We start from the raw sequence: 17,109 nt of genomic DNA, 5'->3' as shown, positions 1-17,109 counted from the left end.
CCTAATCTGCGAATATTTAAGAGGTTGCCGTAGAGTTAGGGAATGAAGGCGATTATTGTTACATTTGCAGTACAGAAGTTACGGGGTAGAGGACCGTCCTCCTGCCCTAATCATATCAACTCAAAGCAAGATAGAAAAGCTATGAACCTCTCACACATCGAGCATCTTGGCATCGCCGTAAAGAGTATCGAAGCATCACTGCCTTATTATGAAGGCATCCTCGGTCTGAAGTGCTACAACATCGAAGAAGTAGCAGACCAGAAGGTTAAGACGGCCTTCTTCAAGGTCGGTCAGACGAAGATCGAACTGCTCGAAGCTACCTCTCCCGAAAGCACCATCGCAAAGTTCATCGAGAAGCGTGGGGAAGGTATCCACCACATCGCTTTCGCTGTGCCTAACGCTGACGAAGCGCTGCAAGAGCTCGCTGATAAGGGTGTCCAGCTGATCGACAAGCAGTCTCGTAAGGGGGCTGAAGGTCTGAACATCGGCTTCCTCCACCCCAAGAGCACGATCGGTGTCCTCACCGAGCTGTGTGACCACAGAGACGTCGAGTAATTGACCGAAGAATGGGATAATAGAAGAGTCCAGAGCGGAAGTCCCGCTTACGTGATCTCCTCTATTATCCCATTCTAATAATCTCTCTATCCTAAATAACGACAGTATCTACTAACAGCAATCAATATGAGTGTCCAATTAGAGAAAATCAAGGAGCTTATTGAGCTCCGCGCTAAGGCCCACATCGGTGGCGGTCAGAAGCGTATCGACAGCCAGCACCAGAAGGGTAAGTTCACCGCTCGCGAGCGTATCGCCCTCCTCCTCGACGAAGGTAGCTTCGACGAAATCGACACCTTCGTCCTGCACCGCTCGACGAACTTCGGTATCGACAAGACGAAGTTCCTCGGTGACGGTGTCGTCACCGGGGCCGGTACGATCGACGGTCGTCTGGTCTATGTCTTTGCACAGGACTTCACCGTCTTCGGTGGTGCACTCTCCGAAATGCTGGCTTCGAAGATCTGTAAGGTCATGGAGCTCGCTATGAAGATGGGTGCTCCTGTCATCGGCCTTAACGACTCGGGTGGTGCCCGTATTCAGGAAGGTATCAATGCTCTCAGCGGCTATGGTGACATCTTCCAGAACAACATCCTGGCTTCGGGTGTGATCCCCCAGATCTCTGCTATCTTCGGTCCTTGCGCCGGTGGTGCCGTTTACTCACCTGCTCTTACTGACTTCAACATCATGAGCAAGGGTACGAGCTACATGTTCCTCACGGGCCCCAAGGTCGTCAAGACCGTCACGGGTGAAGACGTTACCCAGGAGCAGCTCGGTGGTGCCAGCGTACACGCCTCCAAGAGTGGTGTCGCTCACTTCGCTGTAGACAATGAAGAGGAAGGTATCCGCCTGATCCGTCACCTGCTCTCCTTCATCCCCCAGAACAACATGGAGGATGCTCCTTGCGTAGAGCCTACGGACGTAGTAGACCGTGTCGACGATGTCCTCAACACGATCATCCCTGACCAGCCTAACAAGGGCTACAACATGTACGATGTCATCGGTACGATCGTCGACAATGGTGAGTTCCTCGAAGTACACCGTGACTGGGCTAAGAACATCATCATCGGCTTCGCTCGCTTCAATGGTCAGAGCGTCGGTATCGTCGCTAACCAGCCTATGGTCATGGCAGGTGCCCTCGACAGCAATGCTTCTCGTAAGGCTGCTCGCTTCGTCCGCTTCTGTGACGCCTTCAACATCCCTCTCGTCACCCTCGTAGACGTCCCAGGCTTCCTCCCAGGTACAGGGCAGGAATACAACGGGGTTATCGTCCATGGTGCTAAGCTCCTCTACGCCTTCGGTGAAGCTACGGTGCCCAAGATCACCGTCACGCTGCGTAAGGCTTATGGTGGTGCTTACATCGTGATGAGCTCTAAGCATCTGCGCTCCGACATCAACCTCGCATGGCCTTCAGCAGAAATCGCTGTTATGGGTCCCACGGGTGCTGTCGAAGTTATCTTCGCTAAGGAGGTCGCTGCAGCAGAAGATCCTGCACAGGCTGCTGCTGAGAAGGAAGAAGAATACCGCAAGGCCTTCGCCAACCCATACAACGCCGCTTCTTATGGCTATATGGATGACGTCATCGAGCCTCGCAACACGCGCTTCCGTATCATCCGCGCTCTTGAGCAGCTCCGCACCAAGAAGCAGATCAATCCTGCGAAGAAGCACGACAACCTGCCTCTCTAAGCAGGCTTGTCTTGGCCATTCATAGTCCATCAAGCTACACGCTATGAATCTCGCTCGCAAACTATACCAGCTAACCCTCGGGCTGTCGCTTGCGGCAGCACCGATGGTGGCATGGGCTCAAGACCATCCTCAGCTCTCCGAGAAAGTCCAAAGACTCGCCGAGCGCGACCCTGCTGGAGGTATTATGACCTTCACGGCTGTGCTCGTCGTCTTCCTCGCGCTGCTGATGCTGGTGCTCATCTTCCGATGCATCGGGATATTCTTCCAGAGGAGAAATGCTCCGAAGGTCGAGAAGCCCGCTACTCAGAAGGCGCCCGCAGCGAGCTCTACAGGTAAGCCCTCCGCTGAAGCTCTGGTAGCCATCTCACTGGCTCTCCAGAGTGCCGTGGGGAAGCCTGATGAAGTTGCCGCCGTTATCGCGATGGCTCTTCGCTCTGAGCTCGAGACGCAGCACGATCACGAAAGCTACGTCCTGACGATACGCCACCGTCCCACGATGTGGAACGCGCATGTCCGACAGACTCCGGCCCTCAAACGATAAACAAGCTATCCTCACAAGAAATATGTCGCAGGAACCCAATCTCAAGGAAGTCTTCGTCGCCATCTCGTATGCGCTGCACGAAGAGCTGGGTAAGCACCTCCACGACCAAGAGTCTCTGGTGCTCACCTACAAGCGTACGGCTCCATCTCCCTGGGCCTCTAAGGCTCTGACGATGCGCCAGCTTCCTATCCTCACGCAACTATAATAAGCAATCACATTCAACTCCCTATCCACAATGAAAGAGTACAAGTATAAGATCAATGGCAACGAGTACAGTGTCGCTATCATCGATCTCGAAGGCGACAAGGCTGCCGTAGAAGTAAATGGTGTCTCCTACCAGGTAGATATCCTCACCGAAGGCTACACCGCACCTGCTCCACGTCCAGCAGCTAAGCCTGCTGCGGCTCCCGCACCTGCTCCTGCTGCAGCCCCCGCCGCTCCTGCACCCGCTCCTCAGCCTATCGCACCCGCTGCTCCTGCTGCCGAACCCGCAGCTCCCGCAGGTAAGGGTACGGCTGTCCAGTCTCCTCTGCCCGGTGTCATCCTCGACATCAAGGTCGCTGTAGGCGATCAGGTAAAGGCTGGTCAGACGGTGGCTATCCTCGAGGCTATGAAGATGGAGAACAACATCAACGCTGAGTGCGATGGTGTCATCACTGCCATCAAGGTCTCTAAGGGGGATAACATCCTCGAAGGCTCTGATATCGTAATCATCGGATAGTCTTATGTCCTCCTTCTGGGGCTTCTTAGCTGAGAATCTGGAGACCTTCTACTCCTTCACGGGGGTAGCTAATGCCACTCCTGGGCACCTGATCATGATCCTGGTCGGTCTGCTCTTCATCTTCTTAGCTATCAGATATGAGTTTGAGCCAATGCTGCTCATCCCTATTGGCTTCGGTATGCTCATCGGGAACATACCTATGCTCAACGGGCTGCAGGTCGGTATCTATGAACAAGGCTCTGTACTGAACATCCTATACCAAGGGGTGCGTCAAGGGTGGTATCCGCCCTTGATCTTCCTCGGGATCGGTGCGATGACAGACTTCACGGCTCTTATCTCTAACCCCAAGCTCATGCTCGTCGGAGCGGCTGCACAGTTCGGTATCTTTGCAGCTTACATGACAGCTCTACAGCTGGGCTTTACGCCAACTGAAGCAGGGGCTATTGGTATCATCGGTGGAGCAGATGGCCCGACAGCTATCTTCCTCTCGAACCGCTTGGCTCCTCATCTCCTCGGTGCTATCGCCGTGTCGGCTTACTCCTACATGGCTCTGGTGCCCGTGATCCAGCCTCCCTTCATGCGTCTTCTGACGACGAAGAAGGAGCGTGTAATGCGCATGAAGCGCCCTCGTCAGGTCTCTCAGACGGAGAAGATCATCTTCCCTATCGCAGGGCTTCTCTTGACGACGATGCTCGTACCGCCCGCACTGCCTCTCTTAGGGATGCTCTTCTTTGGTAATCTCCTTCGCGAGAGTGGTGTCACGAAGCGTCTTGCTGACACAGCTAAGGGGCCGCTGATCGATACGATCACGATCCTCCTCGGTGTCACGGTAGGTGCTTCGACCCAGGCTACGGAATTCCTCACGGGTAACTCAATATTGATCTTCGGACTCGGGGCATTCTCCTTCGTCGTAGCTACGGTGAGCGGGATCCTCTTCGTCAAGTTCTTCAACCTCTTCCTCAAGAAGGAGAACAAGATCAATCCTCTCATCGGGAATGCTGGTGTCTCTGCTGTGCCTGACTCTGCACGTATCTCTCAGACGCTTGGTCTGGAATACGACCCCACGAACTACCTCCTCATGCACGCCATGGGGCCTAACGTCGCCGGGGTTATTGGGTCAGCTGTCGCAGCTGGTATCCTCCTGAGCTTCCTTGGCTAAGGGATCACCGACACACTACACACTGCTATAGGCCTTCGCGCTCCAGATCTCCCTTGGGGGATGTGGGGCGCGAAGCTCTTTTATGTGAAGGCTCTTCGCTTGGGAGCTGCCTTGACTTCGCAGAGCTTTCCAAATAGGCGTCGTGAACATTTTTTATTACTTCGTGGTTTTCTTGATAACAATCCCTAATTATTGATCCGATTATATATGAAGAAAATGACTTGGGCTCTGGCGGGACTTCTCGCTGCGGGCTCCTTTATTGCCTCCTGCTCGGGCTCGAATGGGCAGAGCAGTGTAGCGGCTTCTGACTCTGTGGCTGCCTCTGCTATTGATAGCGCACAGGGTGTACAGATTGATTTCGCCACCTCTGAAGTTCAGTGGAAGGGCTTCAAGCCAACGGGTTCGCACTACGGCAAGCTTCCTGTTAGCTCGGGGCAGCTTGATCTTCGCGAAGGTATCCTTCGTGGTGGCTACGTCGCTCTTCGCCTTGACAGCCTCACTGTAGAGGATCTCAAGCCCGAGGAAGGCGGTGATAAGCTCAAGGCTCACCTTCTGAGCGAAGACTTCTTCGATTCTGCTAAGTACCCCGAAGTAAAGTTTGAGCTGACGAATATCCCCGCCGAAGGCGTCCGCATCACGGACCTCACGGAGCTCAAGGGGAATCTCACGCTGAAGGATGTCACTAAGAACATCACCATCCCCGTCGCCTCCGTCGTCTATGATCAGGAGCACGGCACCTACGCCATCGCGAGCAAGCCCTTCAACATCAATCGTGCTGACTGGAATGTCAAGTACGGCTCGAAGAGTTTCTTCACTGGTCTCGGCGACAACTTCATCAACGATGATATCGAGCTGAGCTTCCTCCTTCGCACGAAGTAAGCATTCTCCCGTCTCTTCGACGGAATAAGTCCCAGCCCTGCGGTAGTATTTACCGCAGAGCTGGGACTCGTTTTTGGGGGGCGTATCGGCTGCTGTTGAAGGCGACCTTCCGTAGCGCACAGACGAAGCTCAATAGCTTGCCGTAAGAAGGAATATACCTTTCGGTCGCGAGGAATATACCTTTCGGTCGTGAGGAATATACCTTTCGGTCACGAGGAATATACCTTTCGGTCGTGAGGAATATACCTTTCGGTCGTGAGGAATATACCTTTTGGTCGTGAGGAATATACCTTTCGGTCGTGAGGAATATACCTTTCGGTCGTAGGGTATATACCTTTTGCTCAAAGGGTATATACTATTCGCCAGAAGGGTATATACCCTTTGTTCAGATGTTATATTACTTCTGACGAAAAGTAATATAACATTCAGTTAGAAGTAATATAACTTCTGCTGAGAAGTAGAGGTACTTCTTGTCGCTTGTACTTGAAGGCTATGCTTCCTCTGGAGCACGAAGCGACTCGAGCTCCGGATGGCGCTCCATATAAGCCACTATGTAGGAACAGACGGGACGAACAAGAAGGCCTTCCTTTTGGCAGTGCTCGAAGAAGCTTGCGGCTAATTTTGCGGCGATGCCTTTGCCTTGATGCTCGGGCGAAACACGCGTGTGTTCGGCTACAGCAATGGACGTCTCGGGAAGCACACGAAAGGAAATGTGGCCAAGCTCTTCGCTGCCTTCGTGGAGTGTGAGGCGGCTCTCTTCGCCGCTTGTAGTAAGCTGGATCATCGGATATCTGTGTGGGTGGGGGATGAAAAGAGCAAGGCCACTCCATCAAATAGATGAAGTGACCTTACGCCATTAGTGAAACACGTGTCGTGCTGCTTACTTCTTGCCCTTCTTAGCAGGAGCTACGTTGAGGTCGAGAGCTGCACCAGCCTTGAACTTCACAGCCTTGCGAGCAGGGATCTGGATCTTCTTCTTCGTCTGAGGATTGATACCCTGACGAGCAGGCTTTTCATTTACAGAGAAGGTACCGAAGCCGAGAAGCGTGATCTTCTCACCCTTCTTGAGTTCTGCAGCTACAATAGAAGCGAAAGCTTCAACGGCCTTGCGAGCATCTACCTTGGTCAGCTCAGCTACTTCAGCCACACGTGCGATAAATTCTGTCTTGTTCATAAGTTCTGTTGTATGGGTTGTACAAAGTTAATTGCATTGAGGAGGGGGAGCTTCTGGAGGTATCCTGGTGGGATTGTGTGCCGTAACTCCCTCTTGATTCTGTTCCAAATGTACAGATTTTTTTGCTTATACAAAGGCTCTACGGCCTTTCCTGCAAAAAAAATTGATACCCTCACTCTGATTAATCCACCGTAATCTCTGGCGTACCCCCTACAAGCTTCGTGAAGAAGGTGATCTTGCCAGCATTCATCAGTTCGTCGTGATTGATGCGGTAGGTGTTCTTATAGAGCTTGTTACCTATCTGGAACTCGTCAAAATAGATGCGCTGACGGTTGGTATGTTCGTCTACAGGACGCGTCTCGATGACCAGCGTAGGATTCTTGTAGTACTTCGTGTCAAGGTGTATGGTGACCTTGTCAAAAGTAGGCGTAGTAAGCCCGTAGCTCATCGATCCGGGGCAGTCGGGATAGAAGCCAAGCATCGAGAAGATAGCCCATGCGCTCATCGCACCCGTATCATCATTGCCTGGGATACCGCTGGGGTCGTTGCGATAATACAGCCCGAGGAGCTTGCTCGTGATACGCTGTGTGCGCCATGCTTCCTTGGGGAAGTAGGTGAAGAGATAGGGATAAGCGATGTCGGGCTCATTAGCTGGATCATAGTTCTCCTTATCGAAGACGCTCTGGAGCTTGTCGACGAACTTGCGTTCACCTCCCATGAGCTTCGCAAGGCCACGGATATCGTGGGGGACGTAGAAGCTATAGTTCCAAGAGTTCCCTTCGTGGAAGCCTGGGTTAGGCTCGAAGTCGCGACCGAGGGTGGGGTGGAAGGGCGTGAGGAACTTCCCATCGGGGAGGATAGGACGAAGTAGCCCCGTCTCCTTGTCATAGTAGTGCTTGTAGCCAGAAGCTCGGCGAGCGAAAAGCTGTGCATCCTTCTTCTTGCCCATAGCACTGGCGAACTGGCTGAGATTCCAGTCTGCGATGTAGTACTCCAGCGCGTGAGAGACGGAGTTGTCGAACTTCTCTCTTAAGGGGACGTAGCCTCGTGAAGCGTAGTCATCGAAGTCAGGACGGAGCTTATTGTCCTTACCAGGCGTCGTAGCGCCCTTGAGCATGGCTTCGTAAGCGAGCTTCGTGTCAAAGTCACGGATACCACGCTGCCACGTGTCATTGATCACGATGATCGAGGGATCTCCTTCCATGGTGAAGGTCTCCTGCCCGTAGAGCTCCCACTTGGGGAGCCAGCCACCTTCCTTATACATATCCAGCATCGTCTCTACCATAGCCAGCTGCTTGCGTGGATAGAGGATCGAGAGGAGCGGATGGACATTGCGGTAGGTATCCCACAGCGAATAGACGGTATATCTGTCGTGCTTCGTCGTAGCCGTCTGGAGTGATCCCATCATAGGATACTGACCGTTGACGTCCTGCAGGATGTTGGGGTGGATCAAGAGATGATAGAGTGCCGTGTAGAAGATCTTACGCTGGTCCGTCGTACCGCCTTCGACCTCGACGACACGCAGTGCCTTCTCCCAGCTATCCTCTGCTGCGCGACGAACAGCAGCGAAGTCCAGCTTAGGCTGCTCCGTAGTGAGGTTCAGCAGGGCATTCTCTTCGCTGACGAAGGATACGCCCGTCTGGACGTAGATTGTCTCACCAGGCTTAGTGTCGTAGGAGAACCATACCCCGATATCATTACCACTGATTTCCTTGCGGTAGGTAGGATAGATCTTGTACTTGCCTTGATCCTTGTCCCATTCAGCTTCTACGCCTTCCATAGGAGGCTGCTTCTTCCAGTAGCCCGAGGCTGGTGCACGACGGCTGATGCGGATAGCGAAGTACTGATTAAAGACTGCCTGGGGGGCATAGCAGAAGGTACCCATGAGCTTGCTCCCTACGATGGTCGAGTCATTGAGGAAGCGCACGGTCGCACCACTCTCATTCGTCAGACCCAGACCTAGGTTTACGAGGATATTGCTCTTACCACCGCGCTCAAAGGTGAAGGCAGAGACGGCTGTACGCTGAGTAGCCGTCACCTCAGCCTTGATCTTGTGCTTATCGAGCTGTACGCTGTAGTAGCCAGGGTGTGCCTTCTCTTCGCTCATTGCTGAGCCGTAGTGCGTATAGTCTACATCGAGATCGCCAGCAGAAGCCGATACGATGATACTCCCCAGCTCAGGGCAGCCGACACCGCTCAGATTGACATGGCTGAAGCCCGAGAAGAACTTGTTGTCAGCGGTGTAGGGTGTACTCCACCAGCGCTTGTCCTTATCGAACTTATTCAGCTCAGGGGAGCCCGATACATTGAATGGCGTGATACTCATCAAGCCATTGGGTACGACGGCTCCAGGGTTAGTCGTACCGAAGTTAGAGGTCCCTATGAAAGGATTGACTTCATCGATGAGTCGCTTGGTGCTCTGCGCCCATACATTGCTCGAGAGCACGAGGAGCGATAGAGCAGCGACCAGTGGTAGCTTTGTTAGCTTCATATCGTACGTATAATAAGTAGAGAGGTAGGGGAGAAAGAGTTCATCCCTTGGATAAGGATCATGGACGCTGTCGTAGTGAAGCGAGGATGATGATTATCCAAGGGATGATCTCATATAGGCCTCTTCTTTATGAGGCAGAGTATGGGGCAGGATTAGCGGAGCTTACCACCACCCATAAATGGCATCTTCGGCATCTTGGGCATCTTACCGCCCTTGAAGCCCTGCAGAGTCTTCATCATCTTGCGGGTCTGGGTGAACTGCGTGAGGAGCTTATTGACATCCTGTACGCTCGTCCCACTCCCGAGAGCGATGCGCTTACGGCGATGACCATCGAGGATATGAGGCTTAGCTCGCTCCTCGGGCGTCATCGAGTAGATGATAGCTTCGATGCTCTTGAAAGCATCGTCCTTGATATCGATATCCTTCAGTGCCTTCCCGACACCAGGGATCATCGCAGCAAGATCCTTGATGTTACCCATCTTCTTGATCTGCTGGATCTGGGCGAGGAAGTCATTGAAGTCAAACTGATCCTTAGCGATACGCTCCTCGAGGCGCTTAGCTTCGCGCTCATCGTAGAGCTGCTGGGCACGCTCGACAAGTGAGACGATATCACCCATGCCGAGGATACGGTCAGCCATACGATCGGGATGGAAGACATCGAGTGCATCCATCTTCTCGCCCATCCCGACGAACTTGATTGGTTTGTCGACGACGGTACGGATGGAGAGGGCGGCACCACCGCGGGTGTCCCCGTCAAGCTTGGTGAGGACGACGCCGTCGAAGTCAAGACGCTCGTTGAAGGTCTTGGCCGTATTCACAGCATCCTGACCCGTCATCGAGTCAACGACGAAGAGTGTCTCTGAGGGGCGGATAGCACGCTTGATCTCTTCGATCTCGCGCATCATCTCTTCGTCGACAGCCAGACGACCAGCGGTGTCGATGATCACGACATCGCATCCCTGTCCCATAGCTTCTGCCACACCACGGCGAGCGATGCTCACGGGATCCTTGCTGTCGAGGTCAAAGAATACGGGGACATCGAGCTGACCAGCCAGCACGCGAAGCTGCTCGATAGCAGCGGGGCGATAGACGTCACCAGCTACGAGCATAGGTTTCTTGCCTTGCTTGGTCTTGAGGAGGTTAGCCAGCTTCCCGGAGAAGGTCGTCTTCCCTGAACCCTGAAGACCCGACATGAGGATGATGGCGGGCATACCCGTGAGGTTCAGCTCAGCAGCCTTACCTCCCATAAGGTTAGCCAGCTCATCGTGGACGATCTTCACCATCAGTTCGCCTGGGCGGACTGCGGTGAGGACATCCTGACCTAAGGCCTTCTCCTTGACGTCTTCGGTGAATTTCTTAGCTACGTTATAGTTGACGTCCGCTTCGAGGAGTGCTCGGCGCACATCCTTGAGCGTCTCAGCTACATTGAGTTCGGTGATCTTACCTTCGCCCTTGAGGATCTTAAACGACCGCTCGAGGCGCTCACTCAGGTTTTCGAACATATCTATACGAGTCTATTAGTTGCGGTATCGGGGAAGATAACTGCGGGCTTGAAGCCCTGTGCTTCTTCGTAGGTCATCCAAGCATAGGCCATGATGATCACGGTATCGCCAGGCTGCACCAGACGGGCTGCAGCTCCGTTGAGGCAGATGACACCTGATCCTCGCTCTCCAGCGATGACGTAGGTCTCGAGGCGAGCCCCATTGTTATTATTGACGATCTGTACCTTCTCTCCTGGGAGGATATTAGCGGCCTCGATGAGGTCGGTATCGATAGTGATACTCCCGATGTAGGAGAGGTTAGCTTCGGTGACTGTAACGCGGTGAATCTTGGACTTCAGTAATTCAACAAGCATATCTCTTATATTTCTTTGATCCAGGCACGACGGGTCTTGTGGTGCTTACGCTCGAAGTAGTTCCACTGCATCTGTACAGCAGCGTTGGTCTCAAGCTCTGGATTGCTCTCGGCATAGCGTACGCCGTTCTTCTGGAAGACAGGGATGAGGTCGTCGAAGAGAAGTGCATTGACGCCCTTGTTCTGATACTCTGGGATGACCCCGACGAGGTAGAGGTCGACGATGGGGTTCTTCATCTTCAGCGCCTTCAGGAGGTGGATCCATCCGAAGGGGAAGAGGCTTCCCTTGGCTTTCTGTAGCGCACGGCTAAGGTTGGGCAGTGTGATGCCGAAGCCAATGACCTTATCATCTTCCTCGCGGATGATGACAGTCACAAAGTCGTAGCGCAGCATGGGGATGTACATACGCACGTAGTAGTCGATCTGCTCACGTGACAGCTCAGAGACCCCATAGAGGACTGAGTAGGCTTGGTTCAGCGTGTCGAAGATGCGGTGTGCATAGGGGAGGATCTCCTGCTGATTCTTGAACTTCAGTGTCTTGAGTCCATACTTCTTGCGGACGATCTCGGCGATACGCTTGTGCTTCTCGGGGATCTCCTCGGGGATCATGATCTTATACTCCTGCCAGTCCTGATCCTTGACAAAGCCCATGCGCTGCATGTGCTTGGGGTAGTAGGCATAGTTGTAGATCGTAGCCATCGTACCGAGCTGGTCAAAGCCCTCGATGAGCATCCCTTCGTGGTCAAGGTCAGAGAAGCCCATGGGACCCTGGAGCATATCCTTGCCGCGGGCCTTACCCCAGTCAGCAACAGCCTTGAAGAGTGCATCGACGACTTCATTGTCATTGATGAAGTCGACGAAGCCGAAGCGTACGTTGTTTTGGTTCCACGTCTCGTTGGCGCGGTGATTGATGATCCCTGCGATACGCCCGACGATACGCCCATCGCGATAGGCGAGGAAGTATGCGGCTTCACAGAACTTAAAGGCGGGGTTGCGTGCTGGGTCCAGCGTGAGGAGTTCGTCCTCAATGAGCCCAGGTACGTGATACGGATTGCCCTTGTAGAGCTTGAGGTTGAACTTGACGAACTTCCTCAGGTCGGCTTTCTCCGTGATCTGTCTTATTTCGACTGCCATATATTATCGTTGTCTCTTGTGCCTCGGTGAGGCTTACACAATGTGCACAAAGATACGGTAAAAAGCTAAGATGCCGAGGAATGAGCTTCGTGGAGATAAGGCTTCTTATAGCTTCTCTCATGATGCTGTCCTTGTTGTATGTCGTCCCATTATCATAGTGCTTCGTGGAAGGTCACTTCGTAAATGACTACTGCTCTCTGCTCGAACCACTATGGCATTGTACTCAAGCGACTACTTGTTTGGGATGTGAACGACTATTGGTTCGTACTTGGAAGAACTGCGGCTTTGAGAGGGTATGACTATTGTTGTAGTCTTGCACCTCGATCATTTCGCTCCACTTACTCGAGGTTGTTCGGTGTAAAGTAGTATTGACTGCCAGCTGTGAGTACCTTGGAGCGGTTGTCCTGTCTTGCTCTAAAAGCAGAAAGCCAAAGGAGGATGGAAAATGAACCAGTACTGGTCGACGATTTGACCAGTACTGGTCAGCTCACGAATCAGTATAGGTACATTTAGTGACCAGTACTGGTCGGAGTGGCGACCAGTACTGGTTCATATTGCTCTCCCATATATCATTGGAGCATAGCCTTATATAGAGACGTATCTAAAAGCTGCGAGGTGCCGCCCCAGCCAAGGGAGCGGCACCTCGCGATGCATTAGGATGAAGGAGTCGATTACTACTTCACATTGGGCAGCTCGAGACCGTACTGCTTCTTCTTGTCGATAGCCTTGAGGAGGAGGCTCATTAGTAGAGCGATGACACCGAAGCTGGCGAAGACAAGCATGGCAAGCGTATAGTCCTTGGGCTGACCTTCGGGTATACCCTTATTAGACGAGTCAAGGACACTACCTACGATGATGGGCACAGTCATCAAACCTATATTCTGAATCCAGAAGATAGCTGAGTAAGCGGATCCCAGTACCTTGTTGTCGATAAGCTTAGGAACTGCGGGCCATAGTGTCGCTGGTACGAGTGAGAAGGATATCCCAAGGACGACGATTGCAGTCATAGCCACAATCCCACTGCCGAGACTATCATATACGAAGGGATAGAGAGCAAAGGTCAGGTGGCAGACAATCATAAGAATAGAACCAACGATGAGCATCGTTGCACCCTTACCCTTGCGGTCAAGATAGTAGCCTAGTAAAGGTGTCACGAGCGCAGCTCCAAATGGGAAGACACTGAAGATACGCGATGCGAATTCGTTATCAAAGCCTACCTTGTATTGTAGCATCTCAGTGGCGAACTTCTGGAAGGGGAAAATGGCTGAGTAGTAGAGAGCACACAGGATAGCGACAATCCAGAAGACGCCTGTGCCAAAGACCTTACCAAGGTCAGAGAACTTGAAGGGTTCTTCTGCTTCTTCCTCTTCTTCACCTTCGATATCCTTATCAAGTGCCTTATCCATGAAGAAGTAGACGATATACAGCATCAGACCTATGCAAAGGAGCAGGGCGCAGAAGATTACGGGAGCCTGTACTGTTTCGAACTTCTTAGATAGCCAAGGAGAGATCCACAAGGCACCAGCTACCCCAAGACGTGCTACAGCCATCTCGATGCCCATAGCGAGTGCCATTGATCTGCCTTTGAACCACTTGACGATAGCACGGGATACCGTTACACCGGCCATCTCAGTACCACAGCCGAAGAGTGTGAAGCCGAGGCAGGCGCAGAGAGCCGTGGGAGGAAGGTTCCACCCCGTGATGTCATGGATGGAGCTGCTGAAGCTATTGATAGCATCATAGCCAGGGCCTCCATTGCGGAAGGTTGCACTCAGGGCATAGACCTTGATAAGGGCTCCAATGACCATGAAGCTACCCGAGAGTAGCGCAGTGAAGCGTACACCCATCTTATCGAGGATGATACCTGCGAGGATGAGGAACCCAATGAAGACGTTGAGGAAGAATTCACTCCCGCCATAGAGCCCGAAGATAGTAGAGTCCCAGCCGAGCTCGGTCTCGACGAGTGTTTTCACTGGAGAGAGTACGTCTACGAACATGTAGGCGAAGAACATCGTCAGCGAGAGGAGTGCCAGCGCACCCCAGCGGGCGGATGGCTTGTCACGCAGTGACAGCTTTGCTTGTTCCATATTGATAGAATTATTAGTTAGTTGATATCTGTGGTAGAGAGGTCCGCCAAGAGGTCGGAGATGAGGAAGTTGCTCCCCCCGACGAAGAGGACATCTGTATCTGGGTTTGCCGCCTTGCGAGCAGCGATGAGTGCCTCATGGACGTTCGGATAAGTAGCGCCTTGTAGTCCATACTGCTCAGCGAGAGCTTGTAAGTCCTCTGGTGCTAGAGCACGTGGCACGGAGGCTGCGGTGAAGTAATAACGTGCTTCTTTTGGTAGACGTTGTAGTACTCCGCGGATATCCTTGTCATTGACCATGCCGAAGATGATGTGCAGAGGACGCTGTAGGCTACGGAGTTGCTCTACGATATAGCGGACGCCATCTTCGTTGTGTGCCGTGTCGCAGATGAGTGTGGGGTGCTGAGATAGTACTTCCCAGCGTCCGCGTAGCCCTGTGAGCGAGACCACGTTGCGGAGCCCGTCGCGGAATGCTTCTTCGGAGATAGCGATTCCCTGACTACGTAGCTCTTGTATCGTAGCATAGATCGCTCGGAAGTTATCCCGCTGTACGAGTCCACCTAAGCCGAAGTAGTAGGGGAGAGCTTCTTCACCCTTGAGCGTAAAGCTCTGCCCTGGGAACTCAGGCGTCTGTGCCTTGATGTGTACGGCTTCTTCGGCGAAGATGATGGGAGCCTCCTCTTCGGCTGCTTTCTTCACGAAGACCTCGCGCACTTTAGGGGATTCGCCTCGCCCGATGATGACAGGCGTATGAGGCTTGATGATGCCCGCCTTCTCCCGAGCTATTGCCTCGAGCGTATCTCCGAGTAGCTGGGTATGATCCTTGCTGATACTGGTGATGACGGAGACAATGGGGGAGATGATGTTGGTGCAGTCAAGTCGTCCTCCCAGCCCAACCTCGATGACAGCGAAGTCTACCTGTGCTTGGCGGAAGTAGTCGAAAGCCATGAGCGTCGTGATCTCGAAGAAGGAGGGCGAGCGCTCTTCGATGAGGGGCTTAGCCTCCTCTACGAAGCGACAAACGAAGTCTTCGCTCACCATCTCTCCATTCACTCGGATGCGCTCACGGAAGTCTAAGAGGTGGGGGGATGTGAAGAGACCCACACGATAGCCAGAGGCTTGTAAGACGGCTGCTATCGTGTGGGAGGTCGACCCCTTACCATTCGTGCCACCGACATGTATCGTGCGGTAGCAGCGGTGGGGATGGCCGTAGTGTGTGTCCAGGGTATGTGTTGTCTCTAAGCCAGGCTTGTATGCCGTGGTGCCTACCTGCTGGAAGACGGGCGTAGCCGCATAGAGATACTCAATAGCTTCTTGATAGGTCATCGAAGTCTATTCAGTGTATCTGGGGCAGGAGCTCAGGATGGAGGGTAATCGTCTGATCTCTATCTGGCCCAACGGAGATGATCGTGATGGGTACACCGATCTCACGCTCTACGAAGGCTATGTAGTCCTTGAGCTCCTGAGGGAACTCCGCTGCAGAGGTGAGCTTGGTCGTGTCGCACTGCCAACCCTTGAGCTCGGCGTAGACAGGGCGTACCGCGTCGGTAAGCTCATAGGGGAAGTTGCGCGTCTTCTTACCATCGATCTCGTAGTCTGTGCAGACGCGGATCGTGGCGAAGCTATCGAGGACGTCGCTCTTCATTATGATCAGGCGGGTGACACCATTGAGCATCACCGTATAGCGCAGAGCTACGAGGTCGAGCCAACCGCAGCGGCGGCGGCGACCTGTCACAGAGCCGAACTCATGACCCAGCGAGCAGAGCTGCTCACCCGTTTCGTCAAAGAGCTCCGTAGGGAAGGGACCCGCACCGACACGGGTGCAGTAAGCTTTGAAGATCCCGTAGACCTCGCCGATCTGTCGAGGAGCAACGCCGAGACCCGTACAGCAGCCTGCGCAGACTGTGTTGCTCGAGGTGACGAAGGGATAGGAGCCGAAGTCGATATCTAAGAGTGAGCCCTGTGCACCCTCTGCTAAGACGCGGCGCGAGGAGCGAAGTGCATCGTTGATATACTCTTCGCTATCGATGAAGGTGAACTCTTCGAGGTACTTGATCGCATCCATCCACTGAGCTTCGAGAGCTTCGAGCCCCTCCGTGGGGTACTGATAAGCGCGGAGAAGGGTCAGGTGACGATCCTTCGCCTCTTGGTACTTGCGGAGGAAGTCGGAGTGAATGTCCCCGACGCGTAGCCCTGTGCGGCTGACCTTGTCGGTATAGGTAGGGCCAATGCCCTTCCCTGTCGTCCCGATCTTGGCACCGCCCTTGGCTGCCTCTTGCGCAGCATCGATCATACGGTGCGTGGGGAGGATCAGGTGTGCCTTGCGAGATATGACGAGGCGCTTACGCAGATCGTGCCCGCTGCGGGAGAGTGCGCGAGCTTCTTCAGCAAAGAGGATGGGGTCAAGGACCACACCATTACCGATGACGTTGATCTTGTCGCCCTGGAAGATACCTGAGGGGATGGAGCGAAGGATGTACTTTTCTCCTTCGAATTCCAGCGTATGCCCCGCGTTGGGACCGCCTTGGAAGCGTGCAATAATATCATAGGAGGGCGTCAGTACATCGACGATCTTCCCTTTGCCTTCATCGCCCCACTGCAGCCCGAGGAGCACATCGACTTGTTCCATTGTATGTGTATTTGCTGTATTGTTTGTTGTCAGCTTGCGCTGTGGCTCTATGCCCAGCGTATGAGCGGTGCTTAGCGGATCGGCATCTCAGTGGTAGCTTGTCGCGTCATCGAGGGCGAAATCCTTGGCTTGCTCACGTACAAATATACTCTTTTCCCCCCGTTTTAAGACAATATTGTCCGCTATGGGCGACGCAAATCTCCTGG

At 53.4% G+C, this 17,109-nt stretch carries 16 protein-coding genes; 7 read left to right on the top strand and 9 right to left on the bottom strand.

The features are described from left to right. The first annotated feature begins 141 nt into the window (after positions 1-141). From mce to IEX77_RS02275, 7 genes are all read left to right on the top strand, one after another. Positions 142-555, top strand: a complete 414-nt coding sequence (gene mce, locus IEX77_RS02305) for a methylmalonyl-CoA epimerase (protein WP_188807521.1) — start codon at positions 142-144, stop codon at positions 553-555. Between the two features lie 126 nt (positions 556-681). Continuing rightward, positions 682-2,235, top strand: coding sequence for an acyl-CoA carboxylase subunit beta (locus IEX77_RS02300; protein WP_188807520.1), 1,554 nt, complete (start codon positions 682-684; stop codon positions 2,233-2,235). A gap of 43 nt (positions 2,236-2,278) precedes the next feature. Continuing rightward, positions 2,279-2,776: an OadG family protein gene (locus tag IEX77_RS02295; RefSeq protein WP_229770775.1), complete on the top strand. Its 498-nt coding sequence runs from the start codon at positions 2,279-2,281 to the stop codon at positions 2,774-2,776. A gap of 22 nt (positions 2,777-2,798) precedes the next feature. Then, complete coding sequence (locus IEX77_RS02290) at positions 2,799-2,981, top strand: hypothetical protein (RefSeq protein ID WP_009433217.1); 183 nt, start codon at positions 2,799-2,801, stop codon at positions 2,979-2,981. Between the two features lie 30 nt (positions 2,982-3,011). Continuing rightward, a complete protein-coding gene (locus IEX77_RS02285) occupies positions 3,012-3,497 on the top strand; it encodes an acyl-CoA carboxylase biotin carboxyl carrier protein subunit (RefSeq protein ID WP_009433045.1) in 486 nt (161 codons plus the stop codon). A gap of 4 nt (positions 3,498-3,501) precedes the next feature. Further along, entirely contained in the window at positions 3,502-4,656 is a 1,155-nt protein-coding gene (locus tag IEX77_RS02280) for a sodium ion-translocating decarboxylase subunit beta (protein WP_188807519.1), read from the top strand. A 207-nt stretch (positions 4,657-4,863) separates the two neighbouring features. Continuing rightward, a complete protein-coding gene (locus IEX77_RS02275; RefSeq protein ID WP_229770774.1) occupies positions 4,864-5,535 on the top strand; it encodes a YceI family protein in 672 nt (223 codons plus the stop codon). 490 nt (positions 5,536-6,025) lie between these two features. Here the strand turns inward: IEX77_RS02275 and IEX77_RS02270 are convergent, their stop codons facing one another. The 9 genes from IEX77_RS02270 to IEX77_RS02230 all read right to left on the bottom strand — a co-directional run bounded on the left by IEX77_RS02270 (position 6,026) and on the right by IEX77_RS02230 (position 16,903). Then, positions 6,026-6,319 carry a GNAT family N-acetyltransferase gene (locus IEX77_RS02270; protein WP_188807517.1) on the bottom strand — a complete coding sequence of 98 codons (294 nt, stop codon included), beginning with the start codon at positions 6,317-6,319 and terminating at the stop codon, positions 6,026-6,028. A gap of 96 nt (positions 6,320-6,415) precedes the next feature. Next, positions 6,416-6,709, bottom strand: coding sequence for an HU family DNA-binding protein (locus IEX77_RS02265; RefSeq protein WP_009433000.1), 294 nt, complete (start codon positions 6,707-6,709; stop codon positions 6,416-6,418). A 181-nt stretch (positions 6,710-6,890) separates the two neighbouring features. Then, positions 6,891-9,200 (bottom strand): GH92 family glycosyl hydrolase, encoded by a 2,310-nt coding sequence (locus IEX77_RS02260; RefSeq protein ID WP_188807516.1) that lies wholly within the window; start codon positions 9,198-9,200, stop codon positions 6,891-6,893. Positions 9,201-9,352: 152 nt separating this feature from the next. Then, positions 9,353-10,702, bottom strand: a complete 1,350-nt coding sequence (gene ffh, locus IEX77_RS02255; protein WP_060935798.1) for a signal recognition particle protein — start codon at positions 10,700-10,702, stop codon at positions 9,353-9,355. A 2-nt stretch (positions 10,703-10,704) separates the two neighbouring features. Continuing rightward, positions 10,705-11,055 carry an aspartate 1-decarboxylase gene (panD, locus tag IEX77_RS02250; RefSeq protein ID WP_009432887.1) on the bottom strand — a complete coding sequence of 117 codons (351 nt, stop codon included), beginning with the start codon at positions 11,053-11,055 and terminating at the stop codon, positions 10,705-10,707. A gap of 5 nt (positions 11,056-11,060) precedes the next feature. After that, positions 11,061-12,188 carry a GNAT family N-acetyltransferase gene (locus tag IEX77_RS02245; protein WP_188807515.1) on the bottom strand — a complete coding sequence of 376 codons (1,128 nt, stop codon included), beginning with the start codon at positions 12,186-12,188 and terminating at the stop codon, positions 11,061-11,063. 674 nt (positions 12,189-12,862) lie between these two features. Continuing rightward, the gene (locus tag IEX77_RS02240) at positions 12,863-14,275 is read right to left on the bottom strand and encodes an MFS transporter (protein WP_188807514.1); all 1,413 of its coding nucleotides are present in this window, start codon (positions 14,273-14,275) and stop codon (positions 12,863-12,865) included. 17 nt (positions 14,276-14,292) lie between these two features. Continuing rightward, a complete protein-coding gene (locus IEX77_RS02235) occupies positions 14,293-15,600 on the bottom strand; it encodes a bifunctional folylpolyglutamate synthase/dihydrofolate synthase (RefSeq protein WP_188807513.1) in 1,308 nt (435 codons plus the stop codon). A 10-nt stretch (positions 15,601-15,610) separates the two neighbouring features. Further along, positions 15,611-16,903: an adenylosuccinate synthase gene (locus tag IEX77_RS02230; protein WP_188807512.1), complete on the bottom strand. Its 1,293-nt coding sequence runs from the start codon at positions 16,901-16,903 to the stop codon at positions 15,611-15,613. Positions 16,904-17,109 lie beyond the last annotated feature (206 nt).

It is taken from the genome of Porphyromonas pasteri, assembly GCF_014647755.1.
GTDB classification, from domain to species: domain Bacteria; phylum Bacteroidota; class Bacteroidia; order Bacteroidales; family Porphyromonadaceae; genus Porphyromonas; species Porphyromonas pasteri.
The sequence above is the reverse complement of the archived record's forward strand: the minus strand, read 5'-3'. Positions and strand labels throughout refer to the sequence as shown.